The 22,100-nt window shown below is 67.6% G+C and carries 16 protein-coding genes; 10 read left to right on the top strand and 6 right to left on the bottom strand.

The genetic code is table 11. The features are described 5' to 3' along the window. The first annotated feature begins 8 nt into the window (after positions 1-8). The 4 genes from ASC79_RS16120 (at position 9) to ASC79_RS16105 (ending at position 6,413) form a co-directional block, all read left to right on the top strand. Entirely contained in the window at positions 9-2,750 is a 2,742-nt protein-coding gene (locus tag ASC79_RS16120) for a TonB-dependent receptor domain-containing protein (RefSeq protein ID WP_082532167.1), read from the top strand. A 161-nt stretch (positions 2,751-2,911) separates the two neighbouring features. Then, positions 2,912-3,187 carry an HU family DNA-binding protein gene (locus ASC79_RS16115; protein ID WP_056023634.1) on the top strand — a complete coding sequence of 92 codons (276 nt, stop codon included), beginning with the start codon at positions 2,912-2,914 and terminating at the stop codon, positions 3,185-3,187. Between the two features lie 181 nt (positions 3,188-3,368). Further along, complete coding sequence (locus ASC79_RS16110) at positions 3,369-5,084, top strand: DUF6798 domain-containing protein (protein ID WP_156378382.1); 1,716 nt, start codon at positions 3,369-3,371, stop codon at positions 5,082-5,084. Between the two features lie 3 nt (positions 5,085-5,087). Beyond that, complete coding sequence (locus ASC79_RS16105) at positions 5,088-6,413, top strand: glycosyltransferase family 87 protein (RefSeq protein ID WP_156378383.1); 1,326 nt, start codon at positions 5,088-5,090, stop codon at positions 6,411-6,413. On the opposite strand, the gene ASC79_RS16100 is transcribed toward ASC79_RS16105, so the two are convergent. Then, complete coding sequence (locus ASC79_RS16100) at positions 6,379-7,671, bottom strand: glycosyltransferase family 87 protein (protein WP_056022267.1); 1,293 nt, start codon at positions 7,669-7,671, stop codon at positions 6,379-6,381. The two genes, ASC79_RS16105 and ASC79_RS16100, sit on opposite strands and share 35 nt — an antisense overlap. An 8-nt stretch (positions 7,672-7,679) precedes the next feature. Continuing rightward, positions 7,680-9,140 (bottom strand): UbiA family prenyltransferase, encoded by a 1,461-nt coding sequence (locus ASC79_RS16095; RefSeq protein WP_056022270.1) that lies wholly within the window; start codon positions 9,138-9,140, stop codon positions 7,680-7,682. 134 nt (positions 9,141-9,274) lie between these two features. Here ASC79_RS16095 and ASC79_RS16090 point away from each other — a divergent pair, with 134 nt between their 5' ends. Next, positions 9,275-9,718 carry a GtrA family protein gene (locus tag ASC79_RS16090; protein WP_082532166.1) on the top strand — a complete coding sequence of 148 codons (444 nt, stop codon included), beginning with the start codon at positions 9,275-9,277 and terminating at the stop codon, positions 9,716-9,718. 51 nt (positions 9,719-9,769) lie between these two features. On the opposite strand, the gene ASC79_RS16085 is transcribed toward ASC79_RS16090, so the two are convergent. Together ASC79_RS16085 and ASC79_RS16080 are read right to left on the bottom strand one after the other, a co-directional pair. Beyond that, on the bottom strand, positions 9,770-11,923 hold the full coding sequence (locus ASC79_RS16085; protein WP_056022273.1) for a malate synthase G: 2,154 nt from the start codon (positions 11,921-11,923) through the stop codon (positions 9,770-9,772). A gap of 152 nt (positions 11,924-12,075) precedes the next feature. Continuing rightward, complete coding sequence (locus tag ASC79_RS16080) at positions 12,076-13,491, bottom strand: short-chain fatty acyl-CoA regulator family protein (RefSeq protein WP_056022276.1); 1,416 nt, start codon at positions 13,489-13,491, stop codon at positions 12,076-12,078. Positions 13,492-13,648: 157 nt separating this feature from the next. Here ASC79_RS16080 and ASC79_RS16075 point away from each other — a divergent pair, with 157 nt between their 5' ends. From ASC79_RS16075 to ASC79_RS16055, 5 genes are all read left to right on the top strand, one after another. Beyond that, positions 13,649-15,241: an isocitrate lyase gene (locus ASC79_RS16075; protein ID WP_056022279.1), complete on the top strand. Its 1,593-nt coding sequence runs from the start codon at positions 13,649-13,651 to the stop codon at positions 15,239-15,241. Between the two features lie 154 nt (positions 15,242-15,395). After that, complete coding sequence (locus tag ASC79_RS16070) at positions 15,396-16,409, top strand: polysaccharide deacetylase family protein (protein ID WP_056022282.1); 1,014 nt, start codon at positions 15,396-15,398, stop codon at positions 16,407-16,409. Positions 16,410-16,540: 131 nt separating this feature from the next. After that, on the top strand, positions 16,541-17,410 hold the full coding sequence (locus tag ASC79_RS16065; RefSeq protein WP_056022285.1) for an ABC transporter permease: 870 nt from the start codon (positions 16,541-16,543) through the stop codon (positions 17,408-17,410). Continuing rightward, entirely contained in the window at positions 17,407-18,678 is a 1,272-nt protein-coding gene (locus ASC79_RS16060; protein WP_056022288.1) for an ABC transporter ATP-binding protein, read from the top strand. The genes ASC79_RS16065 and ASC79_RS16060 overlap by 4 nt, the downstream gene beginning before the upstream one ends. Before the next feature lie 7 nt (positions 18,679-18,685). Next, positions 18,686-19,804 (top strand): glycosyltransferase family 2 protein, encoded by a 1,119-nt coding sequence (locus ASC79_RS16055; RefSeq protein WP_200941615.1) that lies wholly within the window; start codon positions 18,686-18,688, stop codon positions 19,802-19,804. On the opposite strand, the gene ASC79_RS16050 is transcribed toward ASC79_RS16055, so the two are convergent. Together ASC79_RS16050 and ASC79_RS16045 are read right to left on the bottom strand one after the other, a co-directional pair. Next, positions 19,777-20,760, bottom strand: coding sequence for a glycosyltransferase (locus ASC79_RS16050; protein WP_056022291.1), 984 nt, complete (start codon positions 20,758-20,760; stop codon positions 19,777-19,779). The two genes, ASC79_RS16055 and ASC79_RS16050, sit on opposite strands and share 28 nt — an antisense overlap. Further along, positions 20,757-21,713, bottom strand: coding sequence for a glycosyltransferase (locus ASC79_RS16045; protein WP_162244301.1), 957 nt, complete (start codon positions 21,711-21,713; stop codon positions 20,757-20,759). The genes ASC79_RS16050 and ASC79_RS16045 overlap by 4 nt, the downstream gene beginning before the upstream one ends. Positions 21,714-22,100 lie beyond the last annotated feature (387 nt).

Genomic DNA, 22,100 nt, shown 5'->3' with positions numbered 1-22,100 from the left:
GCCTGGCGATGTCGAGCTGGTCCCACATCGCCTGCGCTGGCGCCGTTGCGGCCCTCCTCGCCGGTTGGAGCGGGACGGCCATGGCGGCCGAGGTTCGTCACTACGCCATCCCGGCCGGACCGCTTTCCGCAGGGCTCGCGGCCTACAGCCTGGCCAGCGGCGCCCAGGTGATCGCAAGTCCCCGACTGCTGACCGGCAAACGGGCGCCGGAAGTCCGCGGCGCATTCGATCAGAACCAGGCGCTGTCGCGATTGCTGGCCGGATCGGGGCTGACGGCCGTCGTCGGGCCGCGCGGGGTAATGATGATCCAGCCAGCCGCCGATGCGCCTGGGATCCAGCGTCCCGAACCAAGGCCGGAGGCCGAGCCGCTGCCGGTGGCCGAACTGGTCGTCACCGCCGAGCGGCGGGAAGGCCTGGCGATCCAGACGCCCATCGCCCTGACGCGCATCTCTGGTCGGGAGCTGGAAGCCCTCGGCCTGTCGGGCATGGACGAGGTGTCGCGGCTGGCGCCCGGCCTCAGCGTGGCGGCCGCCTCCCCCGCCACCGCCGGCTTTTCGATGCGGGGGATCACCCAGGCCTCGGGCGACGCCACTCGCGAGCCGCGTCTGTCGGTGTTCCAGGACGGCGCGCCGGCCTCAAAGGAGCGCGGCGCCTACTTCGAGCTCTTCGACGTCGAGCGCATCGAGGTGGCCAAGGGCCCGCAATCGACGCTGTACGGCCGCAGCGCCATGACCGGCGCGATCAACGTCATCCAGCGCAAGGCCCGTCTGGGTGTGGCCAGCGGCCACGCCGCGCTCACCGCTGGCGACCACGACCTGGCGTCGTTCGACGCGGCGCTGAACGTTCCATTGGGTGACATCGCCGCCCTGCGCATCGCCGGCGTGAGCCGTCGGCGGGACGGCATGGTCGCCAACCTTCTGGGCGGGACGGCCCAGCAGTCGATCGCCACCGATGCGGCCAGAATCTCGCTGCACCTGGAGCCTGGAGACCGCATCAACGCCGACGTTCTCCTGAACTACGAGCGCAATCAGCCGACCGGCGCGGGCATGAAGTCGCTGACCTACACGCCGACCGATCCCCAGACCGGCGCTCCGATCGGCGACCTTGGGCGTCGCACCGGCGCGGCCCTTTCGGCGCCCGACCAGCACGGGGTCGAGCATCGGCTCGGTCTGGACCGCGAGTTGGCCTCGGCCACGGCCCTCACACGGCTGGACCTGGGCGACGGCTGGCGGCTCGCGGGCCTCCTGTCCAGCCGGCGGTTCGCGGCCGACGAACGACAGGACGCGGACGGCATGTCGCTGCCTGTGGTGCGTCTGCTGGAACAGACCCGCGGAACCGAAACCAATCTTGAGGCGCGGATCGAGTACGACGCCGGGCGGCGCTGGCGCGCCTTCGTGGGGTTCAACGCCTTCGCCGAGCACGGCACCCAGCGAGTGCCGATCGTCGTCGATGAGCGCCTGCTGCTCGCGCGGATCGCTGGCGGCCTGACCGATCCCGCGCCGTCGCTCGCGGCCCTGACTTCCCCGGCCTTCGTCGCCGGACAAGTGCAGGCGCTGGCCGCCGGCCGCGGCGCCGCGATCGACCCCGCTCAGGCCGCCGCAATCGCTGGCCGCCTCAAGCCAGGCTATCTTGAGATCAATCAGAATTTCAGCCGCACGCGCTCCTTCGACATCTTCGCCGACGTCAGCTTCCGCCCCGCGCCTGCCTGGGAGCTTTCGGCCGGTCTGAGGTTCAGCCGCGACGACAAGACCAGCGGCGTCGCCCCCTCAAATCCGGAAGGCGCCTCGACGCTCGGCACGCTGCTGGCCGCCCTGACGGCGACCGGCGAGCCGCGCCGCCGCTTGCTCGCGCAACTGGCCGGGGACGCCCCCGGCGGCGCGCCGCCCTATGGGCTGATCTTTCACCCCACGGCCCAGGGCGGGACGAGAGTTTCCGAAGACCTTGAGGACTCCGGCTGGAGCTGGCGGCTGGTGGCGCGCCACAGCCCGACGCCGGAGATCAGCCTCTACGCTTCCTATGCGCGCGGTCGCCGGCCGACCGTGCTGGTAGCCGGCGCGCCAAGCGCTCCCTATGGCCCCGCCCGGTTCGGGCGCGCGCCCGCCGAGACGGTCGACTCCCTCGAAATGGGCGCGAAGGCCGAGCTCGCCGGCGGCCGGCTGCGCCTGGACAGCGCGCTCTACGCCTATGCCTACGAGGACTTCCAGACCACCCGGTTCGAGGGCGGGCTGCTGCGCACGGTCAACGCCGGCGAGGCGCGCGCGGCCGGCGGCGAACTGGAGGCGCGCCTCGACCTGGCGCCGGGCGCCGTGGCGGTGGCGACCTACGGCTACAATCGCGCGCGGCTGGCGGCGGGGGCGATGAAGGGCAATCACTTTCGCCTCGCCCCTGACCACAAGGCCTCGATCCGGTTGGACCTGTCTCGCGGCGTCGCCGGCGGGACCCTGGCGTTCCGGCCGTCCTTTACCTGGCAGTCCGAGATTTTCTTTTCCGACGACAACGACGTGCCGGGCCTCTCAAGGGGCCTCGCGCCGGACGTCGTCCAGGACGAGCGCCAGGGCGCCTATGGCCTGCTCGACCTGACCGTGTCCTTTACGCACCCGAGCGGCTGGACCCTGACCGGCTTCCTGCGCAACGCCCTCGATACGGGCTACATCGTCGACGCCGGTTTCATCGGAGAGAGCTACGGATTTTCCGCCAGCGCCCGCGGCCCAGGCCGCCGCAGCGGCGTGACGCTGAGCGCCCGCTTCTAGGTCCGTGAGTTCACGGGCGGGTCCTTGCGGGTCGATCCACCGACCGGAAGCGCACAGGAAACGCTGGACAGCCGAAATTCCGACACGGATCAATCCCCATGGACATCAAGTCCTTCGCCGCCGACCTTTCGCACTCTGATTCCATTTGGAGCCACTCGCAGATGAACACCACCGACCTCGCCGAACGGATCGCCGCCGACGGCGCCCTCACCAAGACCCAGGCCAAAGAAGCCATCGACACTCTGCTCGCCGCGGTGCGTGAAGCCCTGGTGCTGGGCCAAGAGGTCAACCTTCCCGGCTTCGGCAAGTTCAAGGTGCAGGACAAGCCGGCCCGCACCGGCCGCAACCCGGCCACCGGCGCTGCGATCGAGATCGCCGCCAGCAAGAAGGTCGCCTTCTCGGCCGCCAAGGCGCTGAAGGACTCCGTCTCGGGCTAAAGCCATTCAGGCCCCGCGGCGCGCCCGCGGGGCCTGCTTGCCGTCTTCTCGTCGTTCGCTGTGAGCATCGCGCTCGCAGCTCTTTCCCTCTCGCCCCCACGCGAGGCGGATCAGCCAGAAAGGCGCCTGTTCGACCGCGCGAGGTTGCGGCGAACCGCCAAGGGCGTCTAGAGAACCTGGTATGTGGGGGCAGACAGCAGCAAGATCCGACGGCCCCGCGCGCGCGGTGTTGCTGGCGCTTTTCTTCACCTTCGTCAGCCTTGTCGGCCATCCGTTTCTCTACGGCGCGGACAACAACGTCTTCCACATCCCGATCATCCAGCGCGCTTATGATTGGCCGCAGTTTCGGGATGACGCCTTCTATCAAAGCCTGACGGCCTACACGTCCGGGGTCTGGTTCCTGGTCGCGCTGTTCGGCGAGCGGGCGGCCGAGCCGGACGTCTTCGCCGCGCTCCACGCGATCGTCCGCTTCCTGACCTTCTGGTCGCTGCTCTCGATGCTGGCGGCGTTCGGACTGCGGCCGCTGCACAGGACGCTGGCGGTGGCGATCTTCACCGGTTCAGCTCTCGCCTATGACTACACCGGCGTCGGCGGACAGGACCTGCTGCTGACCAGCCTCAGCCACACCAGCCTGGCCTGGCCCCTGCTGTTCGCGAGCCTCACGCTGCTGGCGCGCGGCCGCATGGCCTGGGCGATCGGCCTGAACGGCCTGGTCTTCGCAACCAACGCCTTCGTCGCCATCTGGAACGGCGTCGCCCTGCTGCTGGCGACGCTCGCCCATGCCCGCCTGAGCAACCCCAGGATCGGGCTCGCGGCTTTCGCCCGCAGCTGGGCCATCGGACTCCTCCTGGCGCTCGTGCTCGCCGCGCCGGTGCTGTTCTGGATCTTGCAGAACACCACCATGGCCGAGCCGGCCTTCGACTATGCGGGCTTCCTGCGCAGCTACTGGCCCTATCACTTCTTCATCGACGCCTCGTCTCGTCGCGACATCCTGATCCTCGCGGCGACGATCCTCATGGGTGCGGTCGCGCTGGCGCAACTGGGCGAGCCGCGCCGCCTGCTCGCCGCGACATTTGTCGGCTATCTGCTGGTGTTCGGGTTCGGGGTCGTGCTGCCGTGGCTCAGCAGCTCGCACACCCTGCTGAACCTGCACCTGCTGCGCGCCGACGGCTTCCTGCAGCTGATCGCTCTGGTGGCGAGCGCCTGCGTCTTCGCCCGCGAGATCCTTGGCCCGGCGCCGGTCCTGCGCCGGCTAACGGCTCTGGCAGGCGCCGCCTGCCTGATCATCGGCGGCAAGTTGGTGGTTCTCGCCCTCAGCGCGCTGCTCGTCTGCGGCCTCTGGGACCGGGCGCCGGCCAGGCTGCGAAGCATGTTCGGCTTCGGCGCGCCTTCGCTCAGACCAGCCTTCGTACTGGCGCTTGCCGGCCTGCTGCTGGTCGGCCAAGCGGCTGTGCAGCGGCGTCAGGCCCAGCAGGATCCCTGGCTTGAGACCCTGGCTGTCCAGCGCAACCTCGCCGATTGGCTGCGAAGCCACACGCCGCGCGAGGCGCTGATCCTCTCGATCCCCTCGGCCCGACCACTGCCGGCGATCGAGCTGTCCGAACTGCAGCTGCTCAGCCAGCGACGCCTATGGGTCGACTGGAAGCGGGGCGCGGCGGTGATGTGGCGGCCCGACTACCACGCGGAGTGGCGCGCGCGCATGGACGAGGTCGCCGCACTGAAGACCTCGGCCGAAAAGACCGCCTATGCCTGCGCTCACGGCGCCGACTACCTGATCGAGACCCGCGAGGACTTGGCGCGCGATCCGGCCGTCGGAAGGGTGATCTTTACAAACCAGCGATATTCAGTGATCGATCTAGGGGGCGTCTGTTCACCCGCCGCGACCGGCAGGAGCTAAACCTTGCTAAAGCTGTCTCCGCCTGGTTCCCGCATGTGGATCCTGGCCGCGCTCTGCGTCGCCGTCGTCATGACTTTGGCCGTGGCCCTGCTGCTTGAGGTCGCTCCGCCTCACGACGCCCGCACCGTCCTGCAGATGGCGCATGTCGTCCTATCGTTCGACTTCAACGACGACAGCTGGGGGCCGCTTTGGAACGCCTTCGATTCCTGGGACAAATCCCCGGGGCGGGACATCTACGCCGAGACCTTCGACAAGGGGATCAAGTACCAGTACCCGCCGACCGCGGTGTTCATCATGATGGGACCGATGCAGCCGCCCGGCGGCCGTCCGTTCCTGTACTTCGACCTGGTCTCGATCGGCTTCCTGCTGCTGAGCTTCCTGTGCGCTGAGCGCCTGCTCGCGGCCGGCGGCGGTGAAGCCACGGGTCCTCGTCGCTGGGTTGAATTCGCCGCCCGCCTCGGCCTGGTCGCCCTGCTCGGCATGCTGTTCTGGCCGATGACCTACGGCCTCCACCTGGGCCAGGTTCAGCTCTGGATCGACGGCCTGTTCGCCCTCGCGCTGCTGGGCTGGTCGAGAGGCCTGCGCATCGCGCCGGCCCTGCTGATCGCGGCGGCCAGCCTGCTGAAGCCACAGTTCAGCCTGTTCCTGCTCTGGGCCGCGTTCCGCGGCGAGTGGCGCTTCGCCCTGACGCTAGGCTTCGCCGGGGCCGCTGGCCTGCTCGCCTCCTTCTGGGTGTTCGGGTTTGACGACTTCCTGCACTACATCCGCGTGCTGGGCGTGCTAGCCGACCGCGGGGAGGCCTTCTACCCCAACCAATCGTTCAACGGCCTTCTGAACCGGCTGATGAGCCTCAGCGACCCCGTCGCCTACAACAACCTCGAATGGCGCGGAGACCATTTCCCGCCGCCGACGCCGTTCGTGAAGATCGGCACCAGCCTGACCTCCGCGCTGATCCTGGGCCTGGCGCTGTTCCACCGCCGCAAGGCGAGCGAAGACGAAGGCCGAATGCTGGACTTCTGCGCCATGGCGCTCAGCGCGACCATCGCCTCGCCGATCGCCTGGGAGCACCACTACGGGATCACCTTCGCGATCTTCGCCGTACTGCTGCTGCGCGCGGCCAACAGCCCGCCCGCGCTGGCCGCTTTGGCGGTGGCGTACGTGCTGGTCAGCCAGAACATAGCGCTGGTCAATCAGCTGGCGGCGACGCCGTTCAACTTCCTGCAGTCGCCCATCCTGTTCGGCGGGTTGATCATGCTGGTCCTGCTGCACTGTCTGCGCAGCGACGGCGTCTCGTTCAGGCCGTCCGGGGCGCTCGCGCCCGCCACTTGACCAGGAGCGCCAACAGGATCATCGCGCCGGCAAGCAGGTGCAGGTTGCCCAACACCGCGACGTAGCCCCAATCGCGGACGTCGTACATGAAGACGGCAGGCGCGGCGAGCAGCCACCCCGCCGCCAGTACGAACAGTCCCCGGCCGCGGATCTGACCATCGCTCGCCCGCGCCAGCATGAAGACGCCCGGCAGGACCAGCCAGACATAGTAGTGGCTCCAGGACAGCGGACTGCGCAGGCAGGCCAGCACGATGATCGCCATGAGCTCGCCCTCGATCATGAGAGGGCTGTTATTGTGGCGTCCGCGCCAGATGACGATCGCGACCGCAGCCATCAGCGCGAGATTGATCAGCTGGGCCGAGATCGCTGCGGGCCAGCTCAGTCGTTGCACCGTCCAGTCATGGAGCCCCTCGACGCCCAGCGTCAGCTTGGAGAACGTCGCCTCGACGGACTGCACATTGAAGGCGGCCATCGGGCTGTCTGTGAAGGGCCTGATACAGTTCTCATACCAGAGGACGTGCATGTCCCAACCGAACACGGCCAGCGACGCCGCCACCGCGGCGACAACGACGGCTAGTCCGCCTGCCACGACATAGAAGCGCCCACGCAGCAGGAAGTAGATCCCGATCAGCAGAAGCGGCAGCTTGATGACCGCCGCCGCGCCGAAGAGCATCCCGGCCAGCAGGTCGCGGCGCGCGCGCAGCAGAGCAATCCCTACGACCAGGGGCAGGATCAGCAGATGGGAGGTGTTCCCCTCCTTCAGGCTGTAGTGCAGCGGCCCGAATGAGCCGATCGCCAGCAACGCCAGGCCGGCGTCGCGGCTCGACAGGCGAAAGGCGCGCACCAGAACGATCCAGGTCGCAATCAGCGCCAGCACGCCGACGACGAAGAAGACCCCCGCCGCCAGCTTCGGCTGCAAAACGCCCAGCGGCGCGAACAGGAAGGCGACGATCGGCAGGTTGACGAAGCCGTCCACCCCCCACTCGAACATCGGACGCAGTTGCTGAGGTCCGTCGAGCACCAGCCGGCCAGCGCGCCAGTAGGCGTCCAGAAAATCCTCGAACGCCTTGACCGGGTCCGAGATCAGGAAAACGCCCACGGCCAGCGGGGCGGTGAGGACCGCGCTCAGCGCGATGAGGGGAAGCCCGGAGATCCGGCGCGACGCGGCGACGATGATCCCGGCCGCGATCAGGATCGCGACGATCTGTAGAACTTGTACGCTGGCGCCCAACGAGCGCAGATCGAAACTGTGGTCCATAGTCCGGGTCAGGCGGCCGGGGCGAAGCGGGCGACGGCGACGACAACCACCATGGCGACGACAGTGTAGCGGCTCACGCGGTCACGGATCGCGAAGACGATCGGGTCGTCGTCGATGAAGCGGCGGTGTGCGAGCACCAGCGCGCGGCCGATCCAATAGAGCAGCAACGGGAACAGCGCCCACAACGCCTCGGGCCGTTGGTACTCGGACGGCAGGTGCGCTGAGTGCAGATAGAGCGTCAGAACCGTGGTGGCGTTCAGGCCCGCGGCCGCCGAAATCGCCATCACCACGTCGGCGTCGGCGATCTTGTAGTTGCGGTTCGACGGGTCGGCGAGGCCGTTATCCAGTCGGGTCGTCAGCTCGATGTAGCGCTTCAGCAGGGCGAGCGACGTGAAGATGAAGAGTGAGAAGGCAAGCAGCCAGAACGAGACATCGACCGAGATCGCCACCGCCCCGCCGATCACCCGCATGGTGTAGAGCAGCGCCAGCGTCACCGCGTCGAGCATCAGCTTGCGCTTCAGGAAGAACGAATAGGCCGTCGTCATCGCCAGATAGGCCACGACCACGCCCAGGAACGGCAGCGAGATCATCGCGGCGATCCCAAGCCCCGCCGCGAGCAGGACCGGCATGACCAGCATCGCCTGCATCAGCGGGATAGACCCGTTGGCGAGCGGCCGATTGCGCTTGGTCGGGTGGCCGCGATCCGCCGGCAGGTCCACCAGATCGTTGAGCACGTAGATGCTGGAGGCGCACAGCGAGTATGCGATGGCCGCCAGGATCGAAAGCCCGACCATCTCCAGGTTGAAGCTGAGCGAGGTCAGCAGCGGCACGAAGACGAGACTGTTCTTCGCCCATTGGTGGACCCGGATGAGCTTGATCCAGGTCTTCAGGGTCGGCTTGTCGCTCTCGAGCTGCTGGATCGGCCGGTCGCGCTTGGCGAGCGCCGCCAGCACCGCCGGCGACGTCCGGATGCAGATCGCCTTGTCCGCGCGGCTCCAGACCTCCAGGTCGGCCTTGTCGTTGCCGATGTAGTCGAAGCCCTGCTCGCCGAAGGCGGTGACCAGCTTGTCGGCCTTGGCCTTGCCCGAAAGGTTGCGGTCCTCGCTCGAGCCGAACCAGCCGTCGAACAGACCCAGTTCCTCGGCGACGGCGCCGACCAGGGCCTCGTTGCTGGCGGAGGCGAGATAGACCAGGCGGCCTTCGGCCTTCGCCTGCTTGATGCAGGCCAGGACCGCGTCGTCATAGGGCAGCATCGAGGCGTCGAACTTGCTGGCGTCGGCCAGGCGATGCTTCAGGGCCGCCTTGCCTTTCAGCAAGGCGCCCAACAGCTCGAAGACCGTCTGCGGACGCGCGCCCAGCTCCGTGAACGCGGTCTCGATCAGCAGATCAGAGCGGATCAGCGTGCCGTCCAGGTCAACGACCAACGGCTTTGTTTGTTCGGCCGCCCGCAGCTTTTCTTGCGCAGTCATCTCAGTCCCGTGCACCAGATGTTGATCGGGCGTTTACGAGCAAAGTCCATACCAGCGACCTCACGCGCCATATCATCAGATAACTTCGGTAAGATACTTGCGTGAAGACACTCTAACCACGGACGAGGAAAATTATGCAGGACCGTGACGTGTCTGCACGCACCGATCGACCGACAGCTTCGCTGCTGCATTTCCTCGCGACACACGAGATCAGCCGTCAATTCCTGCGGTTCGCCGCCGTCGGCGGCGTCGCGACCTTGATCCACTATGGGATTCTGGTCGCTCTCGTCGAACTGTTGAAGGCGCCCTTGCTGGCCTCGACCAGCGCCGGCTTCGCGGCGGGCGCGGTGTTCAGCTACATCGTCAATCGCAGCCGCAACTTCGAGACCCGTCCGCCGTTCGTGCGGGGACTGGTCGTGTTCTTCGTTTTCGGAACCATCGGCTTGGCCCTCAACGGGCTGATCCTGAGCGGCCTGGTCAGCCTCGGCCTGCACTACATCCTGGCGCAGTGTTTCGCGACCGGTATCGTGCTCATCTACAACTTCGCCACCGCCCGCTGGATCGTCTTCCGCGCCTAGCGGGGCGAGGCGGTCGGATGAAGGCGCAAGCCCTCACCCGACCGGCAGACCTCAGGCGCCGGCCAGCTGCGCCTTACGCTCGCGGCGGCGGCGGGTCAGGATGTGCTCGGTGTAGCCGTTCGGCTGCACGCGGCCGTCGAACACCAGCTCCAGCGCGGCCTGGTAGGCGATGCTGGCGGCCGGGTCGGCGGCCATCGCCTGATAGGCGGCGTCATCGGCGTTCTGGCCGTCCACCACCTTGGCCATCCGACTGAAGGTCTCGCGGACCTGTTCCTCGGTGCAGACCCCGTGGTGCAGCCAGTTGGCGATGTGCTGGCTGGAGATGCGCAGCGTGGCGCGGTCTTCCATCAGCCCGACGTCGTGGATGTCCGGCACCTTCGAGCAGCCGACGCCCTGGTCGATCCAGCGCACGACGTAGCCCAGGATGCCCTGGGCGTTGTTGTCCAGCTCCTGCTGGATGTCGGCGGCGTTCCAGTTCGACTTGGCCAGCGGCGGGGTCAGCAGGTCGTCGGTTCCGGTCTTCTGGGCCGCTTGCACCATGGTGGACTGCAGCGCCGGCACGTCGACCTCGTGGTAGTGCAGCGCGTGCAGCACCGCGGCGGTCGGGGACGGCACCCAGGCGGTGTTGGCGCCAGCCTTCGGGTGGCCGACCTTGGCGGTGAGCATCGCCTGCATCTGGTCCGGAGCGGCCCACATGCCCTTGCCGATCTGCGCACGGCCGGGGAAACCGGCGGCCAGGGCGATCTCGACGTTGCGCTTCTCGTAGGACGCCAGCCACGGCTCGGCCTTCATGGTGTCCTTGCGGACCATGGGGCCGGCCTCCATGGCCGTATGGATCTCGTCGCCTGTGCGGTCCAGGAAGCCGGTGTTGATGAACACGATCCGGTCGCGCGCGGCGTGGATGCAGGCCGAGAGGTTGGCGCTGGTGCGACGCTCCTCGTCCATGATCCCGAGCTTCACGGTGTTGCGGGCCAGGCCCAGGGCGTCCTCGACCAGATCGAACAGGCGAACGGCCAGCGCCACCTCGTCCGGCCCGTGCATCTTCGGCTTCACGACATAGACCGAGCCGGCCGGGCTGTTGCGGCGCGCGCCGTTGACGTCGTGCAGGGCCGCCGCGACGGTGATCAGGGCGTCGACCACGGTCTCGAACACCGGCTGGCCGTCGAAGGTGACCACGTCGGTCAGCATGTGGTGGCCGACATTGCGCACCAGCATGAGGCTGCGGCCGCGCAGGGTCAGCTCGCCCCCGGCGGCGGCGCTGTAGCGGCGGTCCTCGTCCAGTCGGCGGGTCTCGGTCTTGCCGCCCTTGGCGAAGCTGGCGGCCAGGTCGCCGCGCATCAGGCCCAGCCAGTTGCGGTAGACGTTGGTCTTGTCCTCGGCGTCGACGGCGGCGACCGAGTCCTCGCAGTCCTGGATCGCGGTCAGCGCCGCTTCCACCAGCACGTCGGCGACACCGGCGGGATCGTCCTTGCCGATGTTGGAGCTGCGGTCGACCTGGATCTCCAGGTGCAGGCCGTTGTGCTTCAGCAGCACCGCCTCCGGGGCGCCGGCCTCGCCGCGCCAGCCGGCGAACTGGGCGGGATCGGCCAGGCCGACGCTGGCGCCGTCCTTCAGCGTCACCACCAGGTCCTTACCGTTCACGGCGTACAGAGTCGCATCGGCGTGCGAGCCGGCGCTCAGCGGCGCGGCGCGGTCCAGCAGGCCGCGGGCGAAGGCGATCACCTTGCCGCCGCGCACCGGGTCATAGCCCTTGGTCCCTGTCGGCGGCTCGATGGCGTCGGTGCCGTAGAGCGCATCATAGAGGCTGCCCCAGCGCGCATTGGCGGCGTTCAGGGCGTAGCGGCCGTTGGACACCGGCACCACCAACTGCGGGCCGGCGATGGAGGCGATTTCCGGATCGACGTTCTGGGTGTCGATCTGGAAGGCCGGCGGCTCGGGCAGAAGGTAGCCGATCTCGCGCAGGAACGCGGTCTCTTCGGCCACGTCCAGCGGCTTGCCGCGGCGCTCGCGCCACCAATTGTCGATCTGCGCCTGCAGGTCGTCGCGACGCTTCAGCAGCTCGGCGTTGCGCGGCGTGAAGTCGGCCAGCACCTGTTCCAGCGCAGCCCAGAAGGCGTCGGACGCTACGCCCGTGCCCGGCAGCAACTCGCCTTCCACGAAGGCGTGCAGCGTGTCGTCGACCGTGAGGGATTTGCTGATGTTCATGCGCGACCGAGTCCCCAACAAAAGCGTCCTTGCGCTTCGCCGCACTGCAGCGAAGTGGACCATTCCGGCGCTTTACTGCACGGAAGCGCGCCGGTTTGAAGCGTTTTGTGCGCACGGGCTGACACTTCGGCGCGCCGAAGGCAGATTTTGCCTCAGCTGTCGGAAAATCCGAACGGGGCGTTGGTTCGCCGGATGTCGTCGGCGAGAATCTGCCGTCCGATAGGCGGCGCCGAGCGCGCCGTGCATTCGGTCCGGTGGCAGAGTCGGCAGGTCACCCCGATCGGCGTGGCGCTTTCCGGGCCTGGCCGGTCCTGGGTGTAGATCAGCCGGTGCGCATGCTCGGCCGAGCAGCCCAGCGCGATCGCCCGCTCGACCCTCGGCGTTCCGAACGCACCGCCGCCGGCGGTGACCGTCCGCGAGATCGAGAAGAACCGCTCGCCGTCCGGCAGCTCCAACCATTGGGTGACGATCTCGCGGGGCGTCTTGAAGGCCTGGTGCACCGACCACAGCGGACAGCCGCCGCCGTGGCGGGCGAAGGGAAACCCGGCCCCGTCCAGCCGCTTGGAAACATTCCCGGCCGGATCGACGCGGATGAAGAAGAACGGCACCCGCTCGTGCCCGGGCTTCTGCAGCGTCGTCAGCCGGTGCGCGGTCTGCTCGAAGCTCGCGCCGAACTGCCGGCCCAGCGCCTCGATGTCGTAGCGCCGGGCCTCCACAGCCTTGGCGAATGCGGTGTAGGGCATCAGGATCGCCGCCGCCGCATAGCTGGCCAGCGCCCGGCGCGTCAGCCGCTCGCCGCTCTCGCTGGCGAAGGTGCCCTCGCTGGCGACCAGATCGATCACCTCGCGCATCTCCAGATAGGCCAGCTGCAGCGCCAGCTGGAACACCTGGCTGGCGGTGTCGAGGGAGTCGTCGAGCAGCAACTCCTTGCGGTGCCAGTCCAGCCGCCGGATCGATCCGACCATGAAGTTCGACGGCAGCCGCCGGACCCGCAGGTTGTGCCGCGCCTTCAGATAGGCCGCCATGCTGTCATGGGCGCCGATCGCCTGGGCCAGCCGTTCGGCCGCATCGTCCAGCACCGGGAAGGAATTGCGCCGAGCCGCCAGGAACCGCCGGGACTCCGCCACCGGGTCGGCCGGATCTGGCCCCTGCACGCCCTCGCCGGTCTTGCCGTCGGCGGTGCGGTCGGCGAGCGCCAGCTGCTCCTCCTGATAGGCGGTGTAGAGCCGCAGCAGCGCCTCGGTGATGCCCGGAAAGTTGGTCGTGACGTCGGTCGACTCCAGCGTCGGCAGATCGATGTCGCCGAACATCGGGTCCTTAAGCACCGCCTGCAGCCGCGCGGCGTCGTCCGACCCGCCGTCCCCCGCCAGCGCGGCCATGTCCATCTTGTAGGTCTGCGACAGTCGCAGCAGCATCTCGGCGCTCAGCGGCCGGTGGTTGCGCTCCAGCAGCGCGATGTACGACGGCGAGACCTCAAGATCGGCGGCCATGTCCGCCTGGGTCAGGCCATGGTCGCGTCGAAGGCGGCGCAGGCTTGGCCCCACATAGAGGCGGCGTTCAGCCGGCATGTCTTGACTCCGAACTTTGTCGAGTCATTACACCATTACAGAGATCGCCGGTAAAGTCTTACATCCGCACCTCGGAGTGACTCCACAGCGCCCCGGCCGCGCCTTAGGTGACCGCCTAACACCGGGTCGAGTTCCCCGGGCTGAGCGGAAGAGGCACATGTCCTATCAAGACCATATCATTCAGATGAGCCAGCTCATTGAGAGCAAGAAGGGTCCCTGGAGCGGCATCAACGCCGAGTCCGTGGCTCGCATGCGCCTCCAGAACCGTTTCAAGACCGGCCTGGAAATCGCCCGCTACACCGCCGACATCATGCGCAAGGACATGGCCGCCTACGACGCGGACTCGTCGCAGTACACCCAGTCGCTGGGCTGCTGGCACGGCTTCATCGGCCAACAGAAGCTGATCTCGATCAAGAAGCACTTCGGCAACACCGACCGCCGCTACCTGTACCTGTCGGGCTGGATGGTCGCCGCCCTGCGCTCGGAATTCGGCCCGCTGCCGGACCAGTCGATGCACGAGAAGACCTCCGTGCCGGCCCTGATCGAAGAGCTGTACACCTTCCTGCGCCAAGCCGACGCCCGCGAGCTGGGCGGCCTGTTCCGCGACATCGACGCCGCCCGTGAAGCCGGCGACAAGGCCAAGGAAAAGGCCCTGCTGGAAGCGGTCGACAACTATCAGACGCACGTCGTTCCGGTCATCGCCGACATCGACGCCGGCTTCGGCAACGCCGAGGCGACCTACCTGCTGGCCAAGAAGATGATCGAAGCCGGCGCCTGCGCCCTTCAGATCGAAAACCAGGTGTCGGACGAAAAGCAGTGCGGCCACCAGGACGGTAAGGTCACGGTTCCGCATGACGACTTCCTCGCCAAGGTGCGCGCCTGCCGCTACGCCTTCCTCGAGCTGGGCGTCGAAAACGGCATTATCGTCACCCGCACCGACTCGCTGGGCGCCGGCCTGACCAAGCAGATCGCCGTCAGCCACACCCCGGGCGACCTGGGCGACCAGTACAACAGCTTCCTGGACTGCGAAGAGATCGCCCCCGCCGACCTGAAGAACGGCGACGTGATCATCAACCGCGAAGGCAAGCTGCTGCGCCCGAAGCGTCTGCCGTCGAACCTGTTCCAGTTCCGCGAAGGCACCGGCGAAGACCGCTGCGTCCTGGACTCGATCACCTCGCTGCAGAACGGCGCCGACCTGCTGTGGATCGAAACCGAAAAGCCGCACGTCGAGCAGATCGCCGGCATGATGGATCGCGTTCGCGAAGTGATCCCCAACGCCAAGCTGGTCTACAACAACTCGCCGTCCTTCAACTGGACCCTGAACTTCCGTCAGCAAGTGTACGACGCGTGGAAGACCGCCGGTAAGGACGTCTCGTCCTACGACCGCAACGGCCTGATGAGCGTGGACTACGACGCCACCGAACTGGCGGCCGAGGCCGACGAACGCATCCGCACCTTCCAGGCGGACGGCGCCAAGCGGGCCGGCATCTTCCACCACCTGATCACCCTGCCGACCTACCACACCGCGGCCCTGTCGACCGACAACCTGGCCAAGGAGTACTTCGGTTCGCAAGGCATGCTGGGCTACGTGAAGGGCGTCCAGCGCCAGGAAATCCGCCAAGGCATCGCCTGCGTGAAGCACCAGAACATGTCCGGCTCGGACATCGGTGACGATCACAAGGAATACTTCGCCGGTGAAGCCGCGCTGAAGGCCGGCGGCGCCCACAACACGATGAACCAGTTCGCCTAAGCGTCACTGTTCATCGGACTATGACTAAGGAAGGCCCGGAGCTCCCGCTCCGGGCCTTTTTCTATTCGTCGCCCGACCGAGCGAACTTCATTCTCATTTAAGCCACGAAGCCTATAATCTGCAGGGATTGGGGCCGACGCCTCGGGGTTGCAGAATGTCCAGGATCAAGCAGTTCGCAGGGAAGTGGAAACGCAAGGCCGACCGCGCCAGCCTGCGCGCGGCGCGGCGTACGCGTCATACGCTCGGGATTCCCGCGGGACCGACCATCCTGATGTACCACCGCTTCAGCGAGCCGGATTACGATCCGTGGGAACTGATCGTCACGCCGCAACACTTCGATGAGCAGCTCGCCTGGCTGAAGCGCCGGCGCACGGTGCTGCCCCTTGTCGAGTTCGCCGACCTGCATCGCAAGAACCGGCTGCCGCGCAACGCCGTCGCGCTGACGATGGACGACGGCTACGCCTGCAACACCGAGAACGCCGAACCCATCCTGGCCGCGCACGGCCTGCCGGCGACCCTGTTCCTCACCACCGGCACGGTCTCCAACGAGCGCGAGTACTGGTGGGACGAGCTGGAACGCATCGTCACCACCGCGCCGGTCACCCGCATGACCGCCAACATCGCCGGCCAGAGCTACAGCTTCGACCTGGGACCGCCGACCATCGAGCGGCAGGTCAGCGCCGAGCGCGAGGCCGCCTATCTCGCCCTCTGGAAGGTCCTGCGGCCGCAGCCGCCAGAGGCGCGCCCGGACCTGCTGGCTGAGCTCGCCCGCGAGCATGGGGTCGAGCCGCTCACCCGCCGGACGCATCGCATCATGACCAAGGCCGAGGTCCAGGCCCTGGCGGCGCGCGGCGTGATCAGCATCGGCGCGCACACGGTCAACCATCCGCCCCTGAGCGAGCTGAGCCGCGAAGACCAGTGGAATGAGATCATCGCCAGCCGCAAGGCCTGCGCCGAATTGATCGGCAGCGTCCCGACCACCTTCGCCTACCCGTTCGGGGACTACAGCGACACCTCCGTCGAGGTGGTGCGCGAAATCGGCTTCGACGCCGCGGTGACGACCGACCACGACGTGGTGCGCGCCAGCTATGACCGGCTGCGCCTTCCGCGCCTGCAGGTCGGCGACTGGACGGCGGATCGGCTCTCGCACGGCCTTAACGCAGTCTAGACCATTGCCGCATTAACAATGCGGGGATCGGCGAACGCCGGTCTTCGGGGTCATGGAAATCATCACGGCGGCGCGCCGCCACGCTATGCTGCCGTCCACGACGACCGCAGGCGGTAAGGAGCTAAGCAGACATGGCCGATAGCGCCATCGTTCCAGGCCCTGATGCCGAGCCGCCGCACCTGTTGCGGGAAACGGTCATTCGTCCGACCAAGGGGTGGCGCTCGCTGAACCTTGGCGAACTGTATCTCTATCGCGACCTGATGACCTTCCTGGCCTGGCGCGACCTCAAGGTCCGCTATCAGCAAACCCTGCTGGGCGGCGCCTGGGCGATCCTGCAGCCGCTGGCGACCATGATCGTCTTCACGTTCGTGTTCGGGAAACTGGCCAAGCTGCCCTCCGACGGCGTGCCCTATCCGCTGTTCAGCCTCACGGCGCTGGTCATCTGGACCTATTTCAGCCAGTCGCTGACCGCCACGGTCACCAGCCTGATCAACAACACCCAGCTGGTCGAGAAGGTCTACTTCCCGCGCCTCATCCTGCCGATGTCGTCGACGATCCGCGGCCTGGCGGATCTGGCGGTGGCCTTCGCCTTCCTCCTGCTGGTGCTGGCTTTCTACGGCGTGTGGCCGACCTGGCAGGCGCTGGCGGTCATTCCCTTCACCCTGCTGGCGGTCATCGCCACCATCGGCATCGGCTCGGGCCTGGCCGCGATCAACGTCCGCTTCCGCGACGTGCGCCAGATGATGCCCCTGCTGATCCAGCTCTGGCTGTTCGCCACCCCTGTCGCCTATCCGGCCAGCATGGCGCCGGCGGAATGGCGTGCGCTGCTCGGCCTCAACCCCATGGCCGGCGTGGTCGAGGGTTATCGCTGGGCGCTGCTCAACACCGGTCCCTTCCCGCTGGAGCTCGTCGCCATATCGACCGCGAGCGCCCTGGTCATGCTCGTCGTCGGCCTGGCTGTCTTCCGGCGGATCGAAAACAGCTTCGCGGACATCATATGAAGAACGAGCGTCCTTGGGCGATCCGGGTCGACAACCTGACCAAGCGCTACCGCCTGGGCGGGGCGGGACGGGTCAACCTTCGCCAGACCATCACCCAGACCGCCAAGCGTATTCCCCAGGCTCTGCGCGGTGAACGCGCCCCGCGCCCGGAGGACTTCTGGGCGCTGAACGGCGTCTCGTTCGACGTCGCGCGCGGCGAGATCGTCGGCGTGCTTGGTCACAACGGCGCGGGCAAGAGCACGCTGCTCAAGATCCTCTCCCAGATCACCGAGCCCACGGGCGGCGAGGTCCGCTTCCGCGGCCATGTCGGCTCGCTGCTGGAAGTCGGCACCGGCTTCCACCCGGAACTGTCGGGCCGCGACAACATCTTTCTGAACGGCGCGATCCTCGGAATGTCCCGCCAGCAGATCGCTCGGCGCTTCGACGAGATCGTCGAGTTCGCCGAGGTCGCCGAGTTCATCGACACGCCCGTCAAGCGCTACTCCAGCGGCATGTACACCCGCCTCGCCTTCGCCGTGGCCGCCCATCTGGAAACCGACATCCTGCTCATCGACGAAGTGCTGGCGGTGGGCGACGTCGCCTTCCAGCAGAAGTGCCTGGCCCGGATGGGCGAGCTGGCCCATGGCGGCCGCACGGTGCTGTTCGTCAGCCACAATATCGCGGCGATCCAGACGCTGTGCCCGCGCTCCATCCTGCTGCGCCGCGGCCAGGTCGTAGCCGACGGCCGCACCAACGACGTGGTGGCGAGCTATCTGCACGCCGGCGGCGAAGGGCCGGCCCGCGTGCGCCGCTGGGAGAGCGGAACCGGCCCGACAGGCGGTCCTGCGCGACTGGTCTCGGCCCAGATCATCCCCACGGACTCGCCCGACTCCGATCTGCTCGACTGCACCATGCCGTTCATGGTCGCCTTCGAGTATGACTGGTCGGGGGCCCCGCAGGAGCCGCTCCGCTTCGAGATCCAGCTGGTCAACGGCGATGGCGTGATGGTGTTCGACACCTGCCCGCCCGAAACGCTGTGGCGCCAGCACCATCCGGGCCGCAACCGGGTCGTCTGTCACATCCCGGGCGACCTGCTGAACTCCAACGAGTACCACGTGCACCTCGTGCTGCGTCAGAACGATCAGGAGGTGCTCAGCCTCCCCGACGTGCTGGTCTTCGAACTGCTCGACAGCGGCCGCGACCGCTACGGCTGGTTCGGCAAGTGGGAAGGCGTCCTTCGCCCCCGGTTCGACTGGCAGGCCCAGGCGCTGCCGGCCGCGGTGGCCTGATCTCGCGATGATGGAACGCGCGCCCGATGTGGACGTCGGTCCTGGCGTAGACACGCCGGGCGTCAGCCATCGCCGCCTGGGCGAGACGCCGGACGCTAGCGCACGGATGACCGTCTTCTGGGCCGAAGGCCTGCCCGTCGGCCATGTCCTGACCGGCAGCGACGGCGTCAGCCGCACCGCGCCGAAGCCCGCCCAGGGCGCCGCTCGCAAGCTGCAGGGCGCCCCTGGAACCGTCAGCGTCGTCATCTGCACGCGCGACCGGCCAGGCGAACTGCGCCGTTGTCTGTCGTCCCTGCCCAGCCAGACGCTCGCTCCCCTGGAGGTGATCGTCGTCGACAACGCCTCCGCCACCGGCGAGACAAAGGCCGTCGCGCTGGAGGCCGGCGTCATCTACGTGCGCGAGGATCGTCCGGGCCTGGACTATGCGCGCAACACCGGCGCGGCCGCCGCCCACGGCGACATCGTCGCCTACACCGACGACGACGTCCTGCTGCATCCCTCGTGGCTGGAAAACATGGCCGCCGCCTTCGACGCGCCCGAGGTCGGTGCGGTCACCGGCCTGGTCCTGCCGGCGGAACTGGCCACGCCCGCGCAGCTGCACTTCGAGACCTACTGGAGCTTCGGCCGCGGCTACGAGCGCAAGGATTTCACGCCGAAGGCCTTCATGGCCCTGCGCAACGCCTACCCCGCCTGGGAGATCGGCGCCGGCGCCAGCATGGCGTTCCGACGCACAGTCTTTGCGGCGGTCGGCGGCTTCGATGAGCGGCTGGACGTCGGCCGGGCCGGCTGCTCCGGCGACTCCGAGTTCTGGTATCGCCTGCTGGCCGGCGGCTATGTCTGCCGCTACGAGCCGACGTCCGTGGCGTTCCACTATCACCGCAACACCGAAGACGGACTGGCCGGCCAGCTCTTCCACTACATGCGCGGACATTCCGCCGCCCTGCTTGTGCAGTTCGAGCGCACTGGGCGCGTCGGCAACCTGAAGCGGGCGTTCCTTGGCCTGCCGCTCCGGTACGGCCGGCGCGCGCTACGGCGCTCGCAGCCGCGCGACCTCTACCTCGAGCGCGAAGTCCGCGGCTATCTCTCAGGCCTCGGCTACTATCTGGCCGGCCCCAAGAGGCCCTGACGCCCGCCGCTCACCAGCTTGCGCAGCGTGCGCCTCAACGCGCGACGCATGCGGACAGCAGTCTCGCGCACCCGCCGGGTCGCCAGGGTGAAGCGGTCGGTCGACTGCATCGCCCAAGCCGGATCCTCATAGGGACGGAACGCGCGCCGGAAGGCGCCTTCCAGTCGCGGCGTCATCTTTCCAGCCGTCCGCGTGTAGTCGGCCGCCCAATCCAGGAACGCCCGACGCGATGCGTGCGGGCCGCCCGACTTGTCGAATTCGCCGGTCTCGCTTGCGACACCGCAGGCTGAGTCGGCATGCTGGCGATATCGGGAGTGCACCTGTCCGATGACGTGGACCGGATAGCGCAGCATCAGCTTCACCCAGAGGCACTGATCCTCGTAGATCTTGAAACCCTCTTCAAAGCCCCCGACCGCCTCGATCGCCTCGCGCCGGATCATCACGGCGCAGATGCATGACACCTCGCCCAGCTGCTCCAGCAGCACCGGCCCGATCAAGGCCGGCGGCTGATAGGTACGCCCCGCCTGCCGGCGCATGTCCTGCGTCCAGGTTCGGTTCTCGCTCGGCCACCACAGCGTGGTCGGGCCATAGACCCAGCCGACCTGCGGCATGCGCTCCAGCAGCGCGACTTCAGCGGCGAGTTTGATTGGTTCGAACAGGTCGTCGGCGTCCAGGAAGACGACATACTTCCCCTGGGCGACCTCGAGCGCCCGGTTGCGGGCCGCGGCCGCCCCCTTGCGCCCGGGATCTGGCGCGATCGGCTTGATGCGGGGATCGCAAGCCGCCGCCTGCGCCGCGATCTGCGGCCCGCCATCGACGGATCCGTCGTCGACCAGCAGCAACTCCCAGTCCGCGAACGTCTGGGCCTGAACCGAAGCGATCGCCTCGGCCAGATACGCCTCGCCGTTCAGGTAGGGCGTGATGATTGAAACAGTCGGGATGTTGCCTGCGCTCACGACGCCCTCCCCGGAGGCTGCGCCGAACGGTCCCGCAAGGCTCTTCGCACGCGCCGCACCTTCAGCCGCGCTTCCCACTTGGCCGCACGGACGGCGCTGCGCGCCAGCGCCGTCGGCGCAATCCTTGTGATGCCCAGCGCCTGTTTCATCAGCGGCCCAAGCTGCGCCACGCCGCCGGTCCGCAGGTTGGCCACCCAGGTGTCGGCATAGAATCGCACCCAGTTCGCCTCGCCCTGGCGGATGGCGGCGCGCCACTCCGGCCGCGCCTGCGCGTCGTCGCGGTAGCGCCGCAGCACGTCGAGCACCCAGCGCAGCATGAAGGCGTTGTCGCGCGAGGCGTTGCCGCCGTGCTGCCAGTACTCGGTCATCACGTCCGGCCGCCCGACCACGCCATAGCGCCGCGCGATCCGCAGATAGAGATCGTAGTCCTCGGAGGCCCGCTGGCTGGCGTCGAAGCCGCCCACCGCCTGGTAGACGTCTCGGCGGAACATGACCGCCGCCACCATCCCGATGCAGTTGCCGCGCAGCAGGGTCGCAAATGGATCCTCGCCCGGCGGCATGAAAGTGTAGTCGGTGATCTTCCGGGTCTGCGCGTCCACATAATAGTACGACCCGTAGACCATGCCGCAGTCGGGGTGCTCGGCGAACTGCTCAAGGTTCTTGGCCAGGGTCTCGGGCAGCAGCTGGTCGTCGGCGTCGAGGAACACCAGATAGTCGCTGGTCGCCGCCGCAACCCCAGTGTTGCGCGCCGCCGACACCCCCTGGTTGGCCTGCCGCAGCAGCTTCACCGAGGGATAGGCCGCCGTCACCGCGGCCGGGTCGTCTCGCGAACCGTCGTCGACGACGATGATTTCATGAGGCGGCGAGGTCTGGCCCAGCGCGCTCTCGATCGCAGCGGCCAGATAATGGGCGCTGTTATAGGTCGGAATGATCACTGCAACGGTGGAACTCATCGCCCCGCACAATCCCCCTCGCTCGCCGCACTGAGGCTGAGGCTCCCGACTGCCGCCGGCCAGCTGCATGGCGGCTCAGATTGGCACATCGGTGTCTGCTTCATCGACTTGGGACACGCTTCCTGCACGGAACGTGCTGCACGAACCGATGAGCCGGGGAGTCTGGCAAGCTCTACGACAGTCAACATTCCGTTCGCCTGCGGCAATGGAGCCACACCCGTCGCACGGTCTATTTCGACGTCGAAACCACGCGATATGGATGCCTTTTACCTTAACCGGGCAGCGGGGACACCCTTCTTCAGCAGAATTGGCCTATAGATTGCACGATACCGGAGACTAACGCGTCAAAACGGGACGAAACATCTCGTTAACATCATCGAATATTAA

Source organism: Phenylobacterium sp. Root1290 (assembly GCF_001425305.1).
In the GTDB taxonomy this organism is placed as follows: domain Bacteria; phylum Pseudomonadota; class Alphaproteobacteria; order Caulobacterales; family Caulobacteraceae; genus Phenylobacterium.
Note: the sequence above shows the minus strand (reverse complement) of the source record. Positions and strands in the feature narration are given on the sequence as shown.